Annotated in this window: 20 protein-coding genes and 1 pseudogene; 5 read left to right on the top strand and 16 right to left on the bottom strand. The window is 57.6% G+C overall.

What is annotated here, in order from left to right:
* Positions 1-92 precede the first annotated feature (92 nt).
* A complete protein-coding gene (locus ACODSV_RS29620; protein ID WP_024077745.1) occupies positions 93-992 on the bottom strand; it encodes a LysR family transcriptional regulator in 900 nt (299 codons plus the stop codon).
* Between the two features lie 209 nt (positions 993-1,201).
* Between ACODSV_RS29620 and ACODSV_RS29615 the strand changes: the two genes are divergently transcribed.
* On the top strand, positions 1,202-2,470 hold the full coding sequence (locus ACODSV_RS29615) for an aspartate aminotransferase family protein (protein ID WP_024077744.1): 1,269 nt from the start codon (positions 1,202-1,204) through the stop codon (positions 2,468-2,470).
* A gap of 182 nt (positions 2,471-2,652) precedes the next feature.
* Positions 2,653-2,811, top strand: coding sequence for a YqaE/Pmp3 family membrane protein (locus tag ACODSV_RS29610; protein ID WP_024077743.1), 159 nt, complete (start codon positions 2,653-2,655; stop codon positions 2,809-2,811).
* A gap of 5 nt (positions 2,812-2,816) precedes the next feature.
* Here the strand turns inward: ACODSV_RS29610 and pqqE are convergent, their stop codons facing one another.
* The 10 genes from pqqE to ACODSV_RS29560 form a co-directional block, all read right to left on the bottom strand.
* The gene (gene pqqE / locus ACODSV_RS29605) at positions 2,817-3,998 is read right to left on the bottom strand and encodes a pyrroloquinoline quinone biosynthesis protein PqqE (RefSeq protein ID WP_150054615.1); all 1,182 of its coding nucleotides are present in this window, start codon (positions 3,996-3,998) and stop codon (positions 2,817-2,819) included.
* On the bottom strand, positions 3,940-4,215 hold the full coding sequence (gene pqqD / locus ACODSV_RS29600; RefSeq protein WP_024077741.1) for a pyrroloquinoline quinone biosynthesis peptide chaperone PqqD: 276 nt from the start codon (positions 4,213-4,215) through the stop codon (positions 3,940-3,942). Before pqqD ends, pqqE begins: the two co-directional genes overlap by 59 nt.
* The gene (pqqC, locus tag ACODSV_RS29595; protein WP_024077740.1) at positions 4,212-4,964 is read right to left on the bottom strand and encodes a pyrroloquinoline-quinone synthase PqqC; all 753 of its coding nucleotides are present in this window, start codon (positions 4,962-4,964) and stop codon (positions 4,212-4,214) included. The genes pqqD and pqqC overlap by 4 nt, the downstream gene beginning before the upstream one ends.
* Before the next feature lie 11 nt (positions 4,965-4,975).
* Entirely contained in the window at positions 4,976-5,887 is a 912-nt protein-coding gene (pqqB, locus tag ACODSV_RS29590) for a pyrroloquinoline quinone biosynthesis protein PqqB (protein ID WP_150054616.1), read from the bottom strand.
* Between the two features lie 71 nt (positions 5,888-5,958).
* Positions 5,959-6,033, bottom strand: coding sequence for a pyrroloquinoline quinone precursor peptide PqqA (gene pqqA, locus ACODSV_RS29585; RefSeq protein ID WP_003194766.1), 75 nt, complete (start codon positions 6,031-6,033; stop codon positions 5,959-5,961).
* 159 nt (positions 6,034-6,192) lie between these two features.
* Entirely contained in the window at positions 6,193-8,574 is a 2,382-nt protein-coding gene (gene pqqF, locus ACODSV_RS29580) for a pyrroloquinoline quinone biosynthesis protein PqqF (protein ID WP_150054469.1), read from the bottom strand.
* A gap of 48 nt (positions 8,575-8,622) precedes the next feature.
* Entirely contained in the window at positions 8,623-9,417 is a 795-nt protein-coding gene (locus ACODSV_RS29575; RefSeq protein WP_150054470.1) for a carbon-nitrogen hydrolase family protein, read from the bottom strand.
* A 10-nt stretch (positions 9,418-9,427) separates the two neighbouring features.
* Positions 9,428-11,110, bottom strand: coding sequence for a flavin monoamine oxidase family protein (locus ACODSV_RS29570; RefSeq protein WP_150054475.1), 1,683 nt, complete (start codon positions 11,108-11,110; stop codon positions 9,428-9,430).
* Positions 11,111-11,277: 167 nt separating this feature from the next.
* Complete coding sequence (locus tag ACODSV_RS29565; protein ID WP_024077735.1) at positions 11,278-11,724, bottom strand: Lrp/AsnC family transcriptional regulator; 447 nt, start codon at positions 11,722-11,724, stop codon at positions 11,278-11,280.
* Between the two features lie 47 nt (positions 11,725-11,771).
* Complete coding sequence (locus ACODSV_RS29560) at positions 11,772-12,641, bottom strand: LysR family transcriptional regulator (RefSeq protein ID WP_150054471.1); 870 nt, start codon at positions 12,639-12,641, stop codon at positions 11,772-11,774.
* 112 nt (positions 12,642-12,753) lie between these two features.
* Between ACODSV_RS29560 and ACODSV_RS29555 the strand changes: the two genes are divergently transcribed.
* Complete coding sequence (locus ACODSV_RS29555) at positions 12,754-13,179, top strand: VOC family protein (protein WP_024077733.1); 426 nt, start codon at positions 12,754-12,756, stop codon at positions 13,177-13,179.
* Between the two features lie 62 nt (positions 13,180-13,241).
* On the opposite strand, the gene arsA is transcribed toward ACODSV_RS29555, so the two are convergent.
* Positions 13,242-15,002, bottom strand: a complete 1,761-nt coding sequence (gene arsA, locus ACODSV_RS29550; RefSeq protein WP_150095309.1) for an arsenical pump-driving ATPase — start codon at positions 15,000-15,002, stop codon at positions 13,242-13,244.
* Positions 15,003-15,565: 563 nt separating this feature from the next.
* Positions 15,566-16,195 (bottom strand): hypothetical protein, encoded by a 630-nt coding sequence (locus ACODSV_RS29545; protein ID WP_034139560.1) that lies wholly within the window; start codon positions 16,193-16,195, stop codon positions 15,566-15,568.
* 329 nt (positions 16,196-16,524) lie between these two features.
* Between ACODSV_RS29545 and ACODSV_RS29540 the strand changes: the two genes are divergently transcribed.
* Complete coding sequence (locus ACODSV_RS29540; protein WP_038443875.1) at positions 16,525-17,511, top strand: nucleoid-associated protein; 987 nt, start codon at positions 16,525-16,527, stop codon at positions 17,509-17,511.
* Positions 17,508-18,947 carry a hypothetical protein gene (locus tag ACODSV_RS29535; protein WP_044271727.1) on the top strand — a complete coding sequence of 480 codons (1,440 nt, stop codon included), beginning with the start codon at positions 17,508-17,510 and terminating at the stop codon, positions 18,945-18,947. The genes ACODSV_RS29540 and ACODSV_RS29535 overlap by 4 nt, the downstream gene beginning before the upstream one ends.
* Positions 18,948-19,215: 268 nt before the next feature.
* Here ACODSV_RS29535 and ACODSV_RS29530 read toward each other — a convergent pair whose 3' ends face one another.
* From ACODSV_RS29530 to ACODSV_RS29520, 3 genes and pseudogenes are all read right to left on the bottom strand, one after another.
* Positions 19,216-19,752 (bottom strand): hypothetical protein, encoded by a 537-nt coding sequence (locus ACODSV_RS29530; RefSeq protein WP_038443873.1) that lies wholly within the window; start codon positions 19,750-19,752, stop codon positions 19,216-19,218.
* On the bottom strand, positions 19,745-20,917 hold the full coding sequence (locus ACODSV_RS29525) for a DUF3800 domain-containing protein (RefSeq protein ID WP_038443871.1): 1,173 nt from the start codon (positions 20,915-20,917) through the stop codon (positions 19,745-19,747). The genes ACODSV_RS29530 and ACODSV_RS29525 overlap by 8 nt, the downstream gene beginning before the upstream one ends.
* A 61-nt stretch (positions 20,918-20,978) precedes the next feature.
* Positions 20,979-21,184, bottom strand: a pseudogene (locus ACODSV_RS29520) (hypothetical protein); the annotation flags it as partial.

The following is a 21,184-nucleotide window of genomic DNA, read 5'->3' as shown; positions in this document are numbered from 1 at the left end:
GGCGGAGTGAAATGGATGTCAGGGAAACAGTCTGCAAAGCCCCGCTTCGGCGGGGTTTTCTTTTGCCCGCGAAAAAGTCGGGGGCGCTAAGTTCAGGGCTGGGCCAGCGGGGCATTCATCACGTCTTCAAGCAAGGTGCGCAGCAACGCCATCGTGGCCTGCTGACGCTGCACATCGCGGCATACCAGGCCCACTTTCAGCGGCACCCTGGGTTCGCTCAAGGGCTTCCACAGCAGCGACTGGCTGTTGTGTTCATCCTGGGAACGGCCCGGCAAGACGGTCGCCAGTTTGGTATGGGGCAGGCTGTCGAGAATCCCCACCATGGTATTGAGCTCCGCTTGCACTTGCGGGCGCCGCCCGAGGTTAGCCAACTGGCCCTGCCAGATCTGTCGAACCTGAAACTCTTCTCCCAGCAGCAACATCGGCAATTCGGCCGCCTGTTTCAGCGAGACCTTCTTGAATTCGCGCAGGGGGTGATCCTCGGGGATCACCACTTTCAGTTCATCTTCATACAACAGCACACCGTGCAGGCCCGGCTGGCGTGGCGGCAGGTAACTGATGCCGATGTCCAGCGAGCCGTTGAGCAGCCGCCGTTCAATCTCAATCCCGGTCAATTCGTAGATCTGCACCACCAGGTGGGGTTGGGCCTTGCGCACCCGCTCCAGCATCTGCGGCACCAGGCTGGTGTGCACGGTTTGCAGTACGCCGATGGCCAAGGTGCGCAGTGCCTGGCCCTTGAAGTTGCGCAAGGCTTCGACGGCTTGCTGCATACCGTCGATCAAAGGCAGGGCGTGGTTGTACAAGGTATGGGCGGCGAGTGTCGGTAACAGGCGCTTGCTGCTGCGCTCGAACAGGCTGACATCCAGGTTCTGCTCCAGTTGGCGAATCTGCTGTGACAGCGCCGGTTGGGAGATCGACAGGCGTTCAGCGGCACGGCCCACGTGGCCTTCTTCATATACCGCGACGAAATAACGCAGTTGCTTGAAATCCATAAGTCTTTCTTATCGAAAAAGCTGGAAAATCGAAATGGCCGTTAGCCGCCGAGACGCCTAGTCTAGCGCCTATCCACAAGGCTTACAGGGCCAGATCGGGCAATGAATAGCGTTTATGTTGATGGTATTTGCATAGGCAAGGCAAAAAACCTCTCGTGGGGTTTTGCCGGTGGGACCGACCAAGGCGTGGTTGCCATGGGAGGTAAAGTGTGAACCTGTTCAATTTGCGTCGCCCCGCGGCGAGCCTGGATGACCTGATCCTGGACGCGCCCCATGAAGATCTCCCCGGCGAATGCCTGATGCCAACCGTGGCACGCCCCCCACAAGTCTTTGTACGTGGCCAGGCATCCTGGCTGTGGGACAGCGATGACCGTGCCTACCTGGATTTCAGCCAGGGCAGTGCCGCCAATAGCCTCGGCCACAGCCCACAGGTCCTGATCAAGGCCCTGGCTGATCAGACCCAATCCCTGATCAATCCCGGCAATGCCCTGCACAATCGCGCCCAACTCACTCTGGTCGAGCGCTTGTGTCATCGCACCGGCAGCGACCAGGCGTACCTGCTCAACAGTGGCGCGGAAGCCTGCGAAGCGGCGATCAAGCTGGCGCGCAAATGGGGGCAGTTGTATCGCGGTGGCGCGTATCGAATCATCAGTGCCAGCAACGGTTGTCATGGTCGCAGCTTTGCGGCGATGTCGGCCTCGGCGAGCACCCAGGAAAACCGCTTTGAGCCGCAGTTGCCGGGTTTCAGCCATGTGCCGTTCAACGACCTGCCGGCCTTGCACGCCGCGGTCGATGCACACACCGTCGCCATCATGCTGGAGCCGATCCAGAGTGAAGCCGGGGTCATCCCGGCGACCGATCACTACCTTAAAGGCGTTGAGCGCCTGTGTCGTGAGCTGGGGATTCTGCTGATCCTCGACGAAGTGCAAACCGGCGTCGGCCGTTGCGGCACCTTGCTCGCGCAAGAGCAGTACGGCGTGCGGGCCGACATCGTTACCCTCGGCAAAGGCCTGGGCGGCGGCGTACCGTTGGCGGCGCTGTTGGCGCGGGGCAAAGCCTGTTGCTTTGAAGTGGGGGAGCTGGAAGGCACCCATCATGGCAACGCGCTGATGGCGTCGGCCGGTGTCGCGGTCCTCGATACTGTGTTGGAGAACGGCTTCTTTGAACATGTGCGCGAGTCGGGTGCTTACCTGGGTGAAGGCCTGGCCCGCCTGGCTTATCGCTACGATCACGGCGAACTGCGCGGTCACGGCCTGATGTGGGGGCTGACGCTGTCGGATGACTCTGCGGACGCCGTAGTAAAAGCTGCACTTCATGAAGGCTTGATCCTGACCGCCCCGCAGCCCGACTGCCTGCGCTTCACGCCGGCGTTGACCGTGAGCAAGAGCAATATCGACGAAATGCTCCTGCGCCTGGCCCGCGCTTTCTCCCGCGTGCGCACCGCGCAGTTGCAATGCCGCAAGGGCATCGCCGTTTAACCCCTTATTCCTGAACCGTCTCGCGGTCTACGCGTCGCCTCCAGCCTGATTTTTTCGGCTGGGGGCGTTTTTTTGACTGTGCACTTCGGTATGGCCCGGTGCCAGATCCCACTGAACCCTCACGAACCCCCAAGGTCGATTAGCTACACGGCTCACACGAGCCGACTTTTTGGAGCTGACCCATGGATTTCATTCGTATCATCATCGCCATTCTGCTGCCGCCACTGGGTGTGTTCCTGCAAGTGGGGTTTGCCGGCGCGTTCTGGCTGAACATCCTGCTGACCTTGTGCGGTTACTTCCCGGGCATCATCCACGCCGTGTACATCATCGCCAAGCGCTGAGGTCGTCAGCCTTTTGCGATGAGCCGTGAGTTGCGCTCATTGCGAAAGGCCAGTTGCTCGATGGTCTGGGTGGCATGTTCGGCTTCTTCCCGTGCTTGAAGGATGATGCCGTGTTGCTCGGACTTGCTGCACACCGGGTCGGCATTGCTCGCATCCCCCGTGAGCATGAACGCCTGGCAGCGGCAGCCGCCGAAGTCCTTTTCCTTTTCATCGCATGAACGGCACGGCTCGGGCATCCAGTCATAGCCGCGAAAGCGGTTGAAGCCGAAGGAGTCGTACCAGATGTGCTGCATGCTGTGGTCGCGCACATTGGGAAACTGCACCGGCATCTGTCGGGCGCCATGGCAAGGCAGGGCGGTGCCGTCGGGTGTTACCGTCAGAAAGATACTGCCCCAGCCGTTCATGCAGGCTTTCGGGCGTTCCTCGTAGTAATCCGGGGTGACGAAGATCAGCTTGCACGGGTGGCCTTCGGCTTCGAGCTTGGCGCGGTATTCGTTGGTGATGCGTTCGGCGCGCACCAGTTGCTCCTGGGTCGGCAACAGGCCCACACGATTGAGCTGCGCCCAGCCGTAGAACTGGCAGGTGGCGAGTTCGACAAAGTCCGCCTCCAGCGCGATGCACAGCTCGATGATGCGGTCGATCTTGTCGATATTGTGCCGGTGGGTGACGAAGTTCAGCACCATCGGGTAGCCGTGCGCCTTCACTGCACGGGCCATTTCCAGCTTTTGCGCGAAGGCTTTTTTAGAACCGGCCAGCAGGTTGTTTACCTGTTCGTCGCTGGCCTGGAAGCTGATCTGGATATGGTCCAGGCCGGCTTTCTTGAAGTCGCTGATCTTCTGCTCGGTCAGGCCGATACCCGAGGTGATCAGGTTGGTGTAGAAGCCCAGCTTGCGCGCTTCAGCGATCAACTCGGCCAGGTCCTGGCGCACCAGCGGCTCACCGCCGGAAAACCCCAGTTGCGCGGCGCCCATCTCACGAGCCTCGCGAAACACCTTGATCCACTGCTCGGTGCTCAGCTCCTTGCCTTGCTCGGCAAAGTCCAGCGGGTTGGAGCAATACGGGCATTGCAACGGGCAGCGGTAGGTCAGCTCGGCGAGCAGCCACAGCGGCAGGCCGATCGCCGGTTTTTCAGGCAAGGGTGATCCAGTGCTCAGCACGGGCGACCTCCATGAATTGCTCGATGTCATCACCCAGCTCAGGCACACCGGGGAATTGTTTATCCAGCTCAGTGATGATCGCCGCCACGTCGCGCTCACCGTCGATCAACCCACCAATCAGCGCGGCGCTGTCGTTGAGCTTGATCATGCCTTCGGGGTAGAGCAACACATGGCCTTTTTGCGCGGGTTCGTACTGGTAGCGGTAGCCCTGGCGCCAGGTCGGTTTTTTGCTGCGATCAAAGCTCATAGGGCGATCCCTTTATGCCAGACCCGCTGCTCGGTCACGCTGTGATACGGCGGGCGATTCAGTTCGTAGGCCATGCTCATGGCATCCAGCATGCTCCACAGGATGTCCAGTTTGAACTGGAGAATTTCCAGCATGCGCTCCTGGCCTTCACGGGTGGTGTAGTGCTGCAGGGTGATCGCCAGCCCGTGTTCCACATCGCGTCGGGCCTGGCCCAGGCGGGTGCGGAAATACTCGTAGCCGGTGGGGTCGATCCACGGGTAATGCTGTGGCCAGCTGTCGAGGCGTGATTGGTGGATCTGCGGTGCGAACAGCTCGGTCAGCGAGCTGCTGGCGGCTTCCTGCCAGCTGGCGCGGCGCGCAAAGTTGACGTAGGCGTCCACCGCAAAGCGCACGCCGGGCAGCACCAGTTCCTGGGAGCGCAGTTGGTCCGGGTCGAGGCCGACAGCCTGGCCCAAACGCAGCCAGGCTTCGATACCGCCATCTTCACCGGGGGCGCCATCGTGGTCGAGCAGGCGCTGGATCCATTCGCGGCGGATCTCGCGGTCCGGGCAGTTGGCCAGGATCGCGGCGTCTTTCAGCGGGATATTCACCTGGTAGTAGAAACGGTTGGCGACCCAGCCCTGGATCTGCTCGCGGGTGGCGCGGCCTTCATACATCGCCACGTGGTATGGGTGATGGATATGGTAGAAGGCGCCCTTGGCCCGCAGGGCGTGCTCGAATTCGACGGGTGTCAACGGTGTGTCAGTCATGTCGTCAGCTCCTACAATTCAATGCTCATGCCGTCGTAAGCCACTTCGACATTGCGCCGCACCAGTTCCGCTCGTTCGGGGGAGTCTTCATCGAGGATCGGGTTGGTATTGTTGATATGGATAAGCACTTTGCGCTGCTTCGGCAATTGTTCCAGCACTTCGAGCATGCCACCGGGGCCGTTCTGTGCCAGGTGGCCCATCTCGCGACCGGTGCGGGTGCCGACGCCACGGCGCTGCATCTCATCGTCGTCCCACATCGTGCCATCCACCAGCAGGCAATCACTGCCGGCCATGATCTCCAGCAGCGGCGCATCGACTTTACCCAGGCCTGGGGCGTAGAACAGTTTGCCGCCAGTGCGCAGGTCTTCGACGATCAGGCCGATGTTGTCGCCGGGGTGCGGGTCGAAGCGGTGCGGCGAATAGGGGGGCGCGGCGCTGCGCAGCGGCAGCGGGGTGAAGCGCAGGTTGGGGCAGGCCGGGATCGTGAAGCTGGCGTCCAGCTCGATACGGTTCCAGGCCAGGCCGCCGTTCCAGTGGGTCAACATGGTGAACAGGGGGAAGCCGCTGCTCAGGTCTTCATGGACCATGTCGGTGCACCACACTTGGTGCGGGCAGCCTTCGCGCAGGCTCAACAAGCCGGTGGTGTGGTCGATCTGGCTGTCCATCAGGATGATTGCGCTGATGCCGGTATCGCGCAGCGCGCGACCGGGCTGCATGGGCGCGAAGCTCTGGAGTTGCGCGCGAATATCCGGCGAAGCATTGCACAGCACCCAATTGACGCCATCGTCGGAAATCGCGATGGACGACTGGGTACGTGCCTGCGCCCGCAGGCTGCCGTCACGAAAGCCTGCGCAGTTCACGCAGTTGCAGTTCCACTGCGGGAAGCCGCCGCCGGCGGCGGAACCTAGAATCTGGACAAACATGGCCGCTCCATCAAGCAAAGCTGAAAACAAAAACGCCCCGGACGAGCCGAGGCGTAATCTTACCCAGCCAATCAGCGGCTGGCGAAGTACATGGTCACTTCGAAACCGATGCGCAGATCAGTGTAAGCAGGTTTGGACCAGGTCATATTCTTACTCCTACGAAGGGATGGGACGTTTACTACCAAGTAATACATATAGTCCACCTCCAGTCGGAGATGTTCAGATGTGTGCGTGGGAATGTTACCGAATTCTTTTTAAGTTAGCGCTGTCTTGGTGGAAAAAGCCTATTGCAGGGGCGGCAATGATCACTGCACCGTCTGCCAGGCAGCATTGATGCGCGGACCATTGGCGACGCAGCGCCAGCCGCCCGCGGCGACCTGCAATTGTTGGGCGGCGTACTGCAGGTCGTCGCGGGTGCGGGTCAGGATTGCTTGTTGCAACTGCGAGAGGTAATCCGACGGATGGCCTGCCAAGCGCGCGTGCCACAACAGTTCGGCGGCTTGGGCGATGGGCAGCGCCTGCGCTGTGAATTGTTGCGCCAAGGGTTGCTGGCCCAGGTCGTCGTTGCTGTCGATCAATGCCGGCAGTTGGGCAAGAAACGCCTGGAAGTGATCAACGATCGCTTCAAGGGAAACACTGGGGGACTGCACCCCCAACAACAGGCCGGTTTGCCCGTTGATTTGTCGGACACTGCTGAATACGGCGTAGCCCAGCTGCAATTCAACGCGCAGACGTTGATAGAACGGGCCCTGGAGCAAGTGCCCGAGCAGTCGCCATGACGCTTCATCCGCCAGGGAATATGTGGGTGTCGGGCAAAACAGCAGCAAGGCGGCGTCGTTGGAATCGGTCTTTACCTCATGCCACAGCTGTTGACCGCTGAGGCTTGGGGGGACGTGCTCGCTGTTAACGGGCTGCCCGGGCAAGCGAGCGGCAGCGGTTTTGATCGCCGCTTCATACGCGGCGGGCAAACCGCAGCCCAGCCCGTGCCAACGCGCGTTGGCCCACGACGCCGATGGCTCACCGGCCTTGGGCGGGCTGCCGGCGCAGCACGCCGGCAGGGCGCTGAGCAATGTTCGAATCGCGATCATAGTGGGCTGGGCGCAGGGCGCCTCCAACGGCTGGTGCAGGCGATGTGCCAACGCTTCCAGCACGGCCGGCATGGGCTCATGCAGGCCGACCATTTTCAGCAGCCAATCGTTGCCGGTCGTTTCGAAAGACAATTCGACCCCGGCCTGGCGGGCATTCGTGCGCAAGGGCTGCAATGTGCTTTCCAGCCCTGCTGGCACGGAAGAATCAAAGCGCCAGTGCAGGTACAAAGCGCCTTCGCCGCTGTCATCCGCCAGGGCCTGGCTGAAGGTCAGTGCCGACACTTCCCTGCGCCCCCGTGAACGGTCCTGGGCGAAGGTGCGTAAGCCGCGATGGGCGCTGGTCTGGCCACGGATCAAACCGGCGCGTTCGTCCCTGGCAGGCGGGCGCAGGAACGGGTTGTTCGGCGGGAGCTGCCAGGTGTGCCGGGAGGGCGCCAGTTGCAGGGCGTCGAGCATGGCCTTGAGGGCGGTGGCGCTGTGTTCCGACAGTTGTGGCTCCAGGCCGTCGCTGTCATGTCGCGCCAAGGCGAGTGCGCTCAGGGTCTGTTGTTGGCGCGCGTTCAGCAAGGCGAACTCTTCGCGCAAGGGTGTCCAGTCGCTGTGCGCGAAAAAGCTCAGCCAGTCGTGCAGCAGTGTCTCGATCTGTGGTGCCGAGCCGCGTTGGGTGCCCAGGGTAAAGTCGATATCCAGCAGCGCTTGCCCGCTGAAGTGATAAACCACGCTGGCATGCAGCGCGGTGGCCAGTTGTCGCGTTTTCACTTCGGCAAGCAGACCGCCCGGCGCCGACGTATTAAGCCAGAGGCACAGGAAATCCAGCGCTTCGCGGGGTGCTGCGCAGGTGATGACCTGATGCAGGTGATTGCCAGCAGTGTGTTGATAACCGCGCGCCAGGCCGGCCATCAAGGCGGGTGGGGCGTCCTGCGGATGCAGGGGCCCCGATGTCAGTGCGTCACTGAACCGCTGCGCCAAGGCTTCCAGTTGCTCCAAGGATTGTGGGCCGGCAAGGCTCAACGTCATCTGCCCGCTTCGATAGAAGTGCGCGTGAAATCCCCGCAACGCGTGCTGGAATGCCTCGCTTTCCAGCGGCAGGCTATCGCGATTGCCGGCGTGAAAACCCCGCAGTGGATGATTGGCGGCGACGCCTTGCAGCAGTGCCACTTGTTGCTGTGCGTTGGCATCCTCGGACCAGGCGACGAACTCCGCGTGCAGCACCTCGCGCTCGCGCCGTTGGTCTTCCAGCATCAGGCGCGGGTGAGTCAGCATGTCCGCCAGCCGCTCCAGCCCATCGTCGAAGGTCGATACCGGCAGCTCAAAGAAAAAGTCCGTGGTGCGCTCGCGCGTGCTGGCGTTGACCTGGCCGCCGTGGCGCTGCACGTAGCTCATCAGGCCTTCGTCACCCGTGAACCGCACCGTGCCCAGAAACAGCAAGTGTTCCAGGAAATGCGCCAGGCCTGGCCACGCCAAGGGGACGTCATGGCTGCCGGCAGCCACTCTTAAGGCCGCCGCGCAGCGCTTCAGGCGCGGGACATGACGCAGGGAAACCCGCAAACCATTGGCCAGGGTCAGATGAGAGTGGTGAGGATGGACCGGCGCAGGCATGGGCACTTCCGAAACGTAGGAAGCGCCTATGCTAGCAAACCCATCAGGTCAGGGCTTGTACAGCGTGCCATAGAGCTCGGGGCGACGGTCTTGCAGGTAGTGATTGGCGGCGCGGGCGTCGAGGATCGATTGGTGTTCCAGCGTGCCGACAATCAAGGCTTCATCCAGGCCGGCCTGGGCGATGCGCTGGCCATTGGGCGCGGCGATGCTGCTTTGTCCGCAGTAATGGATCTCGCCTTCGTGCCCGCAATAGTTGGCGTAGGCCACGTAGCACTGGTTCTCAAAGGCCCGTGCCCGCACGGTGACGTCGGCAACAAAGTCGAACGGCACCATATTGGCCGTGGGCACCAGGATCAGTTCGGCACCGGCCAGGGCCAGGCGCCGGGTGTTTTCCGGGAACTCCAGGTCGTAGCAGATGAGAAATCCGAGCGTCCAGCCGTTGAGTTCCACCAGCGGGAAATCATCCTCGCCGGCGCTGAACATCGAATGATCCAGGTCGCCAAACAAGTGCGTCTTGCGGTAGTTGCACAGGCGCTGCCCGTTGGCGTCGATCAATTGAACGGCGTTGTAGATTTGCCCATCCTCGGCTCGTTCCGGGTAGCCGTACAGAATCGCCAGCTTGGCGCTGCGTGCCAATTCGGCAATCGCATGGGCTGATGGGCCATTCTGCGCTTCGGCCAGTGCGCCCACGGCCTCGGCGCCGATGTTGTAGCCGGTCAGGAACATCTCCGGCAGCACCAGCACATCAGCGCCGGACGCCTCATGCGCCAGTTTGTGCAGGCGCTTGAGGTTGCCCGCCACATCCAGGGGCAAGGGCGGGCATTGGTACAGGGTGACACGCATGGTCAACTCCTTACTCGGGCAGGGCGATCGGCCCGATGTCATCGAACACATCACCCGGCCCTGGGTTTTCTGGATGGGTGCTGCCACCGAAGTGGGTCATGATGCCCCACACCGCGTTCAGCGAGGTTTGCACGGCGCCTTCCACCCAGGCGGGGGTCCAGGATACGTCGTCGCCGGCGATGAAAATCCCACGTTGTTCGGCGGGCATGTCCTTCTGCATGAAGTGCGCGTACATCCGCTGGTTGTAGCGATAGTGGCCGGGCAGCGCGCCCTTGAAGGCCCCGAGGAAGTGTGGGTCGGCTTCCCAGGACACGGTGATCGGGTCGCCGATGATGCGCGCCTTGATGTCGACTTTCGGGTAGATCTTATTCAGCGCGTCGAGGGCCAGCTTCACCCGCTTGTCGATGGGCTGCGGGAGCATTTTCAGGGCGTCGCTCATCCACGAGTACGACAGGCAGATCACGCCCGGCTTGTCGTCGCCGTTGTCGAAGAGGTAAGTGCCACGGGTCAGGCGATCGGTGAGGGTCATGCTCATCAGGTCGCGGCCGGTTTCCGGGTCTTTGTCTTTCCAGAACGGGCGGTCGACCATCACGAAGGTTTTCGACGACTGCATGTAGCGCGTACGGTCGAGGGCCATCCACATCTTTTGCGAGAACAGGGTTTCATCGCATTCGATCTGGGTGGTCAACAACCAGCTCTGGCAGGTGGTCAGTACCGCCGCGTATTCGCGGGTGTCACCGTAGTTGTCGGTGACTGCGAACCGGCCACCGGGCGCGTGGGCAATGCGCTTGACCCCGGCCCGTGGCGCGCCGCTGTGCAATGAACTGAGGCTGGTACCCGCTGGCCAATGGGCGCAACGTTCCGGCACATGGCGCCAGATGCCCATGGGCACTTGCGCCACGCCGCCGACCACCAGGTGCTGGTGGTCGTCGCAGTTAGTCATCACCACGCGGAAGATTTCCAGCATGGAATTGGGGAAATCCGAGTCCCAGCCGCCCGTGCCGAAACCGACCTGGCCGAACACTTCGCGGTGATGGAACGACAATTTGGCGAACGCCTTGGAGGTGGCGACAAAATCATAGAACGTGCGGTCGTCCCACAAGGGCACCAGTTTATTCCACAGTTCTTTGAGGCGTGGCACGTCACGGTCGCGGATGGCTTGCTGGATATCGCCGAACTGCGAACCGGCTTCCAGGGCATCGGCCCAGGCGTCAGCCACTTCCTGGAACAGTGCCGGCAAGTCAGAGAGCTTTTGTGCGTAGTGGGTCTGGCCTTCCAGGTCGATCACCGTACTGCCGGAGGCTGGGGTCAGCGGGTTGGGAAAGGGTTTGGTGTCCAGGCCCAGTTTGTCCACGTAGTGATAGAACGCCGTGGACGATACCGGGAAACGCATGCCACCCAGCTCGGCGATGATGCCTTCGGCGCCTTCAAAGGCTTGGGAACGCAGGCGGCCACCCATCTTCGAGGCTTCGTATACCACGGGCTTCAAACCCAGCTTCATCAGTTCATAAGCGGCCACCAGCCCGGCAATCCCGGCGCCGACGATCGCCACCTCGGCGCCATGGTTGGCTGCGGGAATGCTGCCCAGGCCTGCTGGGTGTTCGATCCAGTCATCAAAGGCAAACGGGAAGTCCGGGCCGAAGATGGTGATGGGCTTCTTGCCGTCGACCGGGTGGCGGTTGGTTTTGCTGATGGTGCTGGAAGGAATGCTCATGGCTGACCTTACTGACGACTCGACGGGAAGCGACCCGCTGAGTATAGGAAAAGATGGCAGCCAGTTTAGGCAGCGTAGCGCTCGTTAATAAGACGCAAACTGTCGTCGGTTTGGATTGTTTTTGGTCAATATGACGAAGTGGCTGGTCAGATTGGCTGGCCACGGTCCAATTTATTGCTGAGGATGATCGAGGTGGTGGTTTTCTCCACGCCGTCGACGCTGCCGATCTGGTCCAGCAGTTGATCCAACTGCTCCGGCGAATCGGTGCGCAGCCAGGCCACGTAATCGAACTCGCCGCTCACGGCGCATAGCTGCTGGACCTGAGCCATGGCGCTGAGCCTGCGTAGCACGTCCTTGCCTGAGCGTGCCTGCACGGTGATGCCGACATAAGCCTGCAAACCGCCATCCACAACGCGCTGGCCGAGACGCACGCCGTAACCGGTAATCACCTGGGTTTTTTCCAGGCGCGCCAGGCGCGACGTCACCGTGGTGCGCGCGATACCCAACTGCCGGGCAAGCATGGCGACGCTTTCGCGAGCGTTGATCTGCAAAGCGGCGATCAATTGGCGATCGATTTCATCTAGGGCGTGCAAGGGAGGCTCCGATACGGGCGGCAATGGGGCGGCAATGGGGTGGCATGTTACAGGCTTGCGTCGGCGAGCAGGCAGCGGGCGAACAGCTGCGGCACCGGTAGGTGGCGTTGGCTGTAGCGGCTCAACAGGATGATCTCGCGGTAAAAGGTCAGATGACCCAGCGGGATAATCCGCACCTTGGGCGAGCGCTCCAGCCACAGGCCCGCCTGGGGAATCAACGACACGCCCAGGCCGCACTCGACCATCTTCACGATGGCTTCCAGCTCATCCAGCTCGAGCGCTACCTGTACCTCTATCTTTTGTTCACGCAGAAATCGGCTGACCAATCGCCCCCCAAACGAAGCGCGGTCATAACGTACGTGTGGCTGTGTGCCGAGCAATTGCAAAGGGTCATCGCCGTCGATAGTCTGAGGCACGATCAGTACGAACGGTTCTTTGCGCAGCACGCGTACATGCAACTCCTTGGGCAAGTCAAAGGGCGGGCGAATGATGATCGCCGAGTCCAGCTCGCCGGCGTCGACCTGGCTCAGCAGCTCAAGGGAGACCCCGGGCACCAATTTGCATTCCACTGTCGGCGCGGCTTGGCGTAAGCGCACCAGCGCCTGAGGCAACAGGCCGGTCTGCGCCGTGGTGATCGCGCCGACTTTCAACTCGCCCCGGTATTCGTTGGCATCCACCGGCACCGTCATGCGGTTGAAGGTCTCCAGGATTTCCTTGGCCAGCGGCAAAGCGCGAATGCCGGCGGCATTCAGGGTGGCCTGGCGTCCCGTGCGGTCGAACAATTGCATCCCCAGCACCTGCTCCAGCTGGCGAATCTGTGCACTCACCGCCGACTGCGTCAGCCCGATATGCATGCCCGCCGCCGCAAACGTGCCATGTCGGGTTACCGCAATAAAGGTCTTCAATTCACGCAGCATGGACGTCTCGATTCATCGAAATAATTTGAGCTCGGCGCAAAAATTATCGTCTTTTCATCATCTGGAGCAAGGCTAAACTCGACGCATCTAATACCCACAGAGGTTTGACCTGATGGCATTGGCTCCTTTTCACCTGGCAATCCCGGTATTCGACCTGGCCGCCGCGCGGCACTTCTACGCTGAAGTCTTTGGCCTGGAGGAGGGGCGGTCGAGCGAGCACTGGGTTGACTTCAATTTCTTCGGCCACCAATTGGTCATCCACGAACACCCGAAAACCGCCTCTCAAGCAGCGGCGCATACCAATGCAGTGGACGGCCACGACGTGCCGGTCCCGCATTTTGGCGTGGTGCTGGGCTGGGAAGACTGGCATGCCCTGGCCGAGCGTTTGCAGGCGCGGGAGACGAAGTTTGTGTTGGAACCGCACATTCGGTTCAAGGGGCAGGTGGGGGAGCAGGCGACGTTGTTCCTGTTTGATCCGTGCGGGAATGCGCTGGAGTTCAAGGCGTTTCGGGATATGGGGCAGTTGTTTGCGAAGTGATGACTGTATTTCGCACGGTCTTTCTTCCAGTAGAGACGCAGCGTCGAGCCGACGCTGGCGTATCAATCCAGCAGGTGCTTTAACGCAGCGACGCCAACAGGCGGCTCCGCCGTCCAGGGAACCACAATGACAGCATGGCTGGTTTGGTCGGCTACTCGCGTCATCTGTTTTTGCTCGCTATCCAGGCGCGCGCGCAGCAGCGGGTCGGTGGTGGCTGTAGCCAATAGTGACTTATTGACCACCCATGCATACGGTTCGATGTTGGCCCTGCGCAAGTCATCTTGCAGCGCTGCCGCCTGAGACACAGGTGTGGCTTCGGGCAGCGTCACAAGGAGAATTTTGGTGTAGTTGGCATCTTGCAGGCGCATCAATGGCGTAACGATATGGTCCGAGGCTCGGCCTTTGAATTCCCGAAGCATCTGGCGGTGATAGGCGCCTGTGGCATCCATCAGTAGCAAGGAATGCCCCGTGGGGGCGGTGTCCAGTACCACGAACGAGGTCCTGGCTTGAGAAACCACGCGGGAGAACGCGTGGAAGACGGCGACCTCTTCGGTACAGGGGGAGCGAAGGTCCTCGATGAGCAAGGCTATTTCAGCTTCCGTCAGGGTCGGCGCGCGGGACGCCACGATCTTGTCTACGTATTTTTGGGTCTCGACCTTAGGGTCAATGCGGCCAACGCTAAGCCCTTTCACATCGGCATTGAGGGTCACGGCCAGATGCGCCGCAGGGTCAGTGGTGCTTAGGTGCACGGACTTGCCGTGCTGCACCAGGCCCAGGGCGACGGCGGCGGCAATAGTGGTTTTGCCAACCCCACCTTTGCCCATGACCATGATCAACCCGCGTTCATCATTCGCAAGCTCGGCGATCAGCTCCGAGAGCGTGTGATGTTCCAGGCGTGAGGGCGCTTGAGTTGCAGTACTTGTTGGTCTGGCAGGCTCCGGGGCAAGCAGTCCGCGAAGCGCGGGCAAACCAACGGAATCTACGGCCTTGAGCGAAATATAGTCGGCTGAAAGCTGGCGCAGTGAAGCTGGCATCTGGTCAAGCGCCCGTTGGCCAACAGCCTCGATCGCTGCTGCGATCGGGTCATTCAAATCGCTGCGTTTGAACACCGCGTTTACCACTAAACGCTGGTTGACCAGACCCAACTCACGGAGCTCGTCGGAGGAGTGCGCAGCCTCGTCGAGCGCGCCTTTGTCAGGGCGAGTGACTAGCACAACGGTGGTGAGGGCTGAATTGTTGAGCGCCGCCAACGCCTGCTTGAAAAGCTGCTCCTGCATTTTCAAACCCGAGTGCGGCCCCAGGCATGACGCGCCACGGTCATTGCCTTCCAAAAAACCGCTCCACGCTTTTGGCAGGCTCAACAGTCTAAGCGTGTGCCCCGTGGGCGCGGTATCGAACACGACATAATCGTAGGCTGCTGCGCCTTCTGACAGGAGGTGGGCAAACTCATCGAAGGTTGCGATTTCGGTCGTGCATGCCCCCGAAAGCTGCTCGCGTACCAGAGCAATATCCTGATCGCTGGCCTGGGAGCCCATTTGCTCGACTACCCGGGCTCGGTAGTCGATGGCGGCGGCCTCGGGGTCGATGTTCAGCACGAACATCCCAGGCACCTCCGACACTGCTACAGGCTGATTGCTCAACTCGACACCGAGCATCTCATCAAGGTTCGAGGCGGCGTCTGTACTAACCAACAGCACCTGCTTGCCTGCATCAGCCAAAGCGATTGATACCGCAGTGGAGACCGACGTTTTGCCCACTCCGCCCTTGCCAGTGAAGAACATATATTTGGTGGGTTGATCGAGCAGTTTGATGGTGGGTCGCATGGCGTGCTGGCCTCCCCGCGGAGCACAACTGAGGCTCAGAGTTTAGACCGGTGTTCTGCACCTCCAGTTTATTTTATGAATCAAGCGGACAGGTTTAGCCCAACATAGGGTTGCTATGTCGATTCACGGCGGCGAGCAGAAGGTGTTCTTCCTCCGGCGATAACCTTCGGTCACGATCACTTGGACCGTTGGACTGTATATGAGGTCGATACGCCAGAAACGCAAAAGCCGCGCAATGCGCGGCTTTGGAGTTGGTGGGCCCACACGGACTTGAACCTTTATGTGGTGCGTGAATTGTTCGTCCGGATACTGTCCGTCCGGTCTTGATCTTGTCAATCGTCAGTAGACACTGGGGAATGCTGGCGTTCATTTATTGTCGTGTCATATTTCTATAAATACAACCCGAGTGTTGTATTTATACGACTTCCTATCATTCCATCCTTCAGAGATGGGCTGAGCGGACTTAGGGAGAGATTGAGCCTGTGCGGTTGGCTACCCCTGCAGCGTACTGAGCCGATCCTAGCCCCTGTTGGGATGGTTGTTTTGACTACGCCCACCAGGCTTCATGCGGAGCGCTTTTGGATCAGATTCAGCAGCAATTGGCCATCGGGCATGGGAGACATCGTGCGCAAGAAGACGACATTTTTCTGTACCGCTTTCTTGATCTCCGCAGCCGAAATCGGCTTATCCAAGATGGTGAAATCCATCAGTCGCTGAAAATGGCACTCTTCGAGATAGCCGTGATGCTCACGTTTTTCAGTTTCGCCAGTACCTTGGCCGAAGGCGACGATCCCCTTGCCATTTTCGTACAAGAAGACCACGTCACCTTTCTTTATACGGTCAATGTTGTACTTCCAAGGGGCATAAAAAGCTGCTGCGCTACCCTCGCTCAGCATACGGTCATGGTCTTCCAATGAGTGACGCTTGTTCGTATTCAGAAGGTGGAAGCTCGACGGTTCGAGTAACTCGATGTCTACTGCCGCCTGCTCTTTGTCATCAAGCTTCAGAGCCGCCTTGGCAGCTTCAACCCCCTTCTCTAGCAGTTTCAGCATTGTCTCCTGGCGACTCAGATCGAGCTGATCAGCCAGACCTTCGATAAATGAGTAGAGCTCCTTGGGCATGCGGATAGATGCGGACGCCAGGTCATTCTTCGTCTTTGCTGCGTTTTCGATGAGCGAAATAATGTCGTTCATGGGATGGATCTCCTGTCAGATGCTAAGAAGCATCCCATAGCAATAAAATAAAAGCAATTATTGCTTTTCTATAAAAGCATAAAAAGATTCTCGAAAAATGTAACCCAGTGCTCAGCGTTCATGCACGCTTAAACACGCTTACCAGTGAGCCTTCCATCGGACAAGTGATCCTGGGTGGGGCCAAACGGCAGCCAGCCGCTTTCTGTAGGTGTATATTCATACAGTGATTCGTATGCTATGCCCTGCGGGGGACGCTAGGCATAACGCTGAAAAGGTGCTTACATCAATGCTTAATGTCATGTCGCCACCAGCAAGGATGAGGATTTAACTTGGCCACTCTTACGGATAAAGAAATCGAAGCCCTGAAAATCGAGAATTTCATTTTTCACGTGGTGCATCATCGAGCCGATGATCCGATCCTTTTTGACGACACCCCCTTAAGCACCTTCGAGCCGTTCTTCATTGACCGCATCAAAGAAACCCTCAAGGGCAATAAATTCTCTTTCGCTGAAATATCTCAAGTAAAGGCCAAATTGAATAGTTGGGAAAAGGGCGAGTCGAATTTTGTCGATATCTCCAAGAGCTTGGCGCGGCAATTTCATCGCCTTGGTGATAAACGGATGAAGTCAGGCGTGTTGATTGTAATTGGTTTAATTACAGGGGCTAAAAAGTTTTATTCCTTAATCAAGTACGACTCTGAAAAAGTCGTGACATTTGAAACTAAGGGCGCCCAGGCAATACTTCAGGCAGTTACTAACAACTTTACTGAATCACCAAAAGCGTTGCAGAAATCAGCTCTTATTGATTTGGATTCCAAAGACTCAGAAGTAGTGATCATTGATAAAATGAGCCGCTCAGGAATCAGTGATTTCTTCAAAGAATTCCTGGGAGTAGAGCGCCTCCGGAACTCAAAGGAAATGACGGTAGATTTGGTTAAGGCAATCAAAAAAACTGTAAGGACACATCTGGGTGATCTGCCGCCTGCTATCACATCGAAGGTCGCTGAGAAAGTCGTTGAGATTGCGAAAAAGCGTAAAGACTTTGAAGTCGACGAATTCTTCACAGATTTTTTTGGCATCAATGGCCAAGATGAAATCCGAGCGACCTTTGACAAAGAATTGGAAAGCCTAAATTTGACTGGTGAGGTGTTCTCCTATGATGAGGAAGAGCTACCTACCAATGAGGCAAAGAAATACGTAACAAGTGAAGGCATAACCATCAATATGCCTGCGCGGGCAAAGGGAAGCTTAACTATAGAAAATGGAAAGGATGAAACTGTTATTACTATTCGTACAAGTCGCTTGCGTGAATCATGAAACAGCTAGCGCTGGAACTTCGCAGCTTCTTTGAGCGACTTACGGCGTCAGGTGGTTCTGCGCAGGTTGAAACTACGCATATTTTTCGAATTGATGAAGTAAGCGTTACATCTTCCGGGTTTGTTCGAGAATTGAAAGATCTTGCCCAGCGTGTTTGTTCTGTGGGCATCGGAAAGATGGAGCTTTTTGGAGAAGTTTCCGACAGCATCGAGATCAAAGATTTCGATTTGGAGGATGTGGAAAATGACAGACTGACAGTCATCTTGGAGAAGCCAACGGATGATGACTGGTGTTATTTCCTAACTTTAAAAGGTTTCGAAAACTGGTTGAGGACAAACCAATTTTCAGCACAGAACTCACAGAAAAAAATGTGCGTGTGGGTTGCAGGTGAAACCTTTGAATTTTCCACTCATCAGTTCCTAGTGAAAGAAATGGGTGGAGATAGAAATTTACCGACCGCCACTCAACATCCTGAAAAACCTTGGAAAATGGTACGGGATCTTACCCACTCCCTTACCCCCCCGTCGCTTGAGCCATGGCTGCTGACTGCTGAGCCAATTGCTGAAAGCGAACCTTTTACAGCCTGGAAACGCGTGGCGGTGGAAAAGCTTTCCTTTTGCTTGCCAGCCGAGATTCGCAAGGAAGATGATGAGGCTCATGTAATATTTCGAGGCGGGCGCTCACTCCCCATAGCTATAGACCAGCCTATTAACTGGGCTGATATCAATTTTGAGATGCTTCACGACACCTGCCAGTGGATCTACTCCACCCCTAGGGAGTGTGAAACGAAATTCCAACTTTTCAACAACCACATTGCTATCAACTGGAACAGTGGGACGACGTGGCCCTCTGGCTCAACGCCACTCTTAAAAAATAGCCTCTCGGGGGCCAAGGAAGCGTTCGCCTTTCATCTCCAGGATCAAAGCAAGGAGGCTGTCAAAAGCTTAGGGGATCTGCGCAAGGGTTTGCAGGACGAGGTTAATAAGACACAAACTGCGACAAGGGATTTAATATCAGCTCTTTGGCGTGATTTCGCGGTTGCGGGTGTTGTTTTAGCTCTCAAGACTCCGATAGCGACTGCAGGCGTGGCCGATACAGCTACCACGATTCTGTATCTTGGTGTCTCTGCACTTCTCATATTGAGCATAGTTATCAACACTCTATCAACCTTGCGTTTTAACAGTCTTGCTGACAGCAGTAGAGAAGGGTGGCGGAAGAAGATCTACAACTTTATGTCTGCCGAAGACTGGAAGCGCTTGGTTGAAAAACCTATATCGTCCGGACGCACCGTTTACTGGCTCGCTTGGACTGTGTGTTTCTGTCTATACGCAGCCATTGTTCACTACTTCCTATCGCTTGCGGCACCTAACTTTGTAGCGAATCACATCGATTATTATTTTTTCTGCGTCTGGAACTACATCGCCGCTTTTTTTTAGTAAAACTATAAATGCACCTACGGTTGAATCTTTATGGTGCAGTATTACTACGCGGATATTTAGAAGCTATGCCAGGAACCATTAGGGGCTTGCTTCCAAATCAGAAGATAGTCGGGTGAGGTAGGGGGCTATAGCCATCATTGTCCGCATTCCTTTGCTCAGTTTAATGTCCCCAAATAGGGCCATTAAGCCTAAAAATGATGGTTAATGTGCCTTATTGGGGACATTAAATATGTATCTCAGAGCAACATACCACTAGCGCTCGATTCTAGGAGGGAAGTAGATTCTCTGATTCGCTGGCCTCATGGCGAGCCCAGCGCAAGGTAGCTATCGACATGAATTGCCTAATCGCCAGCGCTCCCCGTTCATTTCTGGCTTTCGAGCCAGGCAGGGTCAGTGCTGACTCTACCTTGGCACGACTCGCTTCGTACATTGCAAATGCGTTGAACTCAGAATCAAGCAGCACCAAGAGCACAGTATCGAAGGGTTGTCGTAGATCAATTGCCCCCATTCGGCCCGTAATCTTTCGTGGGTTGAGGATGCAGCGGCCCTTTATCTGGATTCTCGCGACGCCATCTTCCAGCGCCTCTGTAGCGTCGTAACCCGCCTGCCTTGCAGGATGTAGTAACAGGCCGAGTCTAGTAGCAGCTTCGTACTCTGCGACCTCGCCTGTTATGCCCAGCGGCTTGCCGGTCAGGCGATAGAAGCTACGTGCAAGCACCTTGGCTTCTTTCAAGATCTCTAGGATTTCATCCTGGATCAATGCAGCCTGGTGAGGTTCCTGGCCATGACTGAGTTCAGTCATCTGCAAATGCCTCGAGCGCAGCGAGCAGCTTGGCTAGCTCAGTCAGGTTGGCTGCAGTCACGATGTCATATTCTCCTCGACTACTCAGCCGATACACCTCTCGAGCCTTTTTGACACGTTCCAGCAGAGGGACGACTATGCCTGACGCCCTTTCCAGAAACTCGTTGATGTCAGCCCGTGTCTGAGGAATTTTGTAGCCTTTGGCCGCGCTTGTGATAATCACGTCCGAATCGCGAAGCTTGGCGATGCCGCTGGAGCGGATCCTCTGGTCGTTGATATCTCCGAAGCCGCTATCTTTTAGGTGGCCGACTATTTCTGCGGTTGGCACGTAGTCTTTGGTGACGAATTCGCTTTGGAATCTCAGGAACCGCAAGATGCTCAGCTGCAGGCGCTCATCCTCATTAGGGTGCTCACCAGCCCTTTCGCTAAAAAGGTCAGCCTGGCGGAGAGCTTCTTGGTGTACCTGGTAGTCTGCATACCCAGATTCATCCGCCGGCGGCGGCAGAAGAGACTGGTACTTGGATGGCCACTCAAGCATTCCAAGGGTCAGGCTTCGTAGAATCTTTTTGTAGGCAAGAACTGCTTCTTCCGATGCTTTCTCTTCGTAGATCTGAGCGACTGAGCCAGCAAAAAAATCTGCAACCTGAACCAAGACGTTGTCCTTACTGGCCATCGTCTGGAAGGCATCTTTATCGCCAAATAGGTCATCGACGAACCGTTCTGAAACGTAGCTTTTGAGGCTCTCCTGAAATTCCTGGCCACCATGCTCGTCTACGATCATCTGGAGGTCTGGGTATGCGCGGAACAAACGTTCATAGAGCAACCCATTCACATATTTTATGAATGAGGTCTTGAAACGAAGGCCACCGTCTTTGCGAATTTGGGACTTATCAACGACGGTGAAATAGAGCCTGAATGGCAGATCGGCTAGCTCGTTTAGGATCCGGGCACGGCGATCTGAATCCTTGGGCTTAAGATTGCTGGATTTGATCTCGCCCGTTTGAAAATGCCGCTCGCGGAGTGCTTCAGCTTGGGCATAAGCAGCCTCCAGGTCTTTCTCTGCCACTAGAATGGAGCAGACGATGAAGAAGCCCGAGCTTCCACCCTTTGACGTATCTAGGTCGGAATTCCCGGACTCATCCACGAAGGCATATGTTCTGTCCATGAGCTTGCTCCATCAACAACGTACTGAGCGCGGCGGGTCGCCCAATGACAAGGTGGCGAACTTAGTTCGTCGCAGTGGTAGTGCCTGGAGCGGGGCCTTCGCTGAACGTGTAGTTGATGACCACGTCATTTCGGATCAAGACGTCGAGGGTCTTCTGAGTGCCCGTAGTCGTCACCTTCATGGTGACCACGTAGCTTTGGGCATGCGCTGAGCTGCGTATTTCGGCCCATCGTGACCGCCCGTTTCGGTACATCGTGACCGCCCATT

The sequence above is a fragment of the Pseudomonas sp. FG86 genome, from assembly GCF_057808775.1.
This window is presented reverse-complemented; position numbering and strand designations above follow the sequence as displayed.

Coding starts and splice junctions, on each gene's coding strand:
- ACODSV_RS29620 (WP_024077745.1), bottom strand. CDS start 992: ATGGATTTCAAGCAACTGCGTTATTTCGTCGCGGTATATGAAGAAGGC.
- ACODSV_RS29610 (WP_024077743.1), top strand. CDS start 2,653: ATGGATTTCATTCGTATCATCATCGCCATTCTGCTGCCGCCACTGGGT.
- pqqE (WP_150054615.1), bottom strand. CDS start 3,998: ATGACATCGAGCAATTCATGGAGGTCGCCCGTGCTGAGCACTGGATCA.
- pqqD (WP_024077741.1), bottom strand. CDS start 4,215: ATGAGCTTTGATCGCAGCAAAAAACCGACCTGGCGCCAGGGCTACCGC.
- pqqC (WP_024077740.1), bottom strand. CDS start 4,964: ATGACTGACACACCGTTGACACCCGTCGAATTCGAGCACGCCCTGCGG.
- pqqB (WP_150054616.1), bottom strand. CDS start 5,887: ATGTTTGTCCAGATTCTAGGTTCCGCCGCCGGCGGCGGCTTCCCGCAG.
- pqqF (WP_150054469.1), bottom strand. CDS start 8,574: ATGCCTGCGCCGGTCCATCCTCACCACTCTCATCTGACCCTGGCCAAT.
- ACODSV_RS29575 (WP_150054470.1), bottom strand. CDS start 9,417: ATGCGTGTCACCCTGTACCAATGCCCGCCCTTGCCCCTGGATGTGGCG.
- ACODSV_RS29560 (WP_150054471.1), bottom strand. CDS start 12,641: ATGCTGCGTGAATTGAAGACCTTTATTGCGGTAACCCGACATGGCACG.
- ACODSV_RS29555 (WP_024077733.1), top strand. CDS start 12,754: ATGGCATTGGCTCCTTTTCACCTGGCAATCCCGGTATTCGACCTGGCC.
- arsA (WP_150095309.1), bottom strand. CDS start 15,002: ATGCGACCCACCATCAAACTGCTCGATCAACCCACCAAATATATGTTC.
- ACODSV_RS29545 (WP_034139560.1), bottom strand. CDS start 16,195: ATGAACGACATTATTTCGCTCATCGAAAACGCAGCAAAGACGAAGAAT.
- ACODSV_RS29535 (WP_044271727.1), top strand. CDS start 17,508: ATGAAACAGCTAGCGCTGGAACTTCGCAGCTTCTTTGAGCGACTTACG.
- ACODSV_RS29530 (WP_038443873.1), bottom strand. CDS start 19,752: ATGACTGAACTCAGTCATGGCCAGGAACCTCACCAGGCTGCATTGATC.
- ACODSV_RS29525 (WP_038443871.1), bottom strand. CDS start 20,917: ATGGACAGAACATATGCCTTCGTGGATGAGTCCGGGAATTCCGACCTA.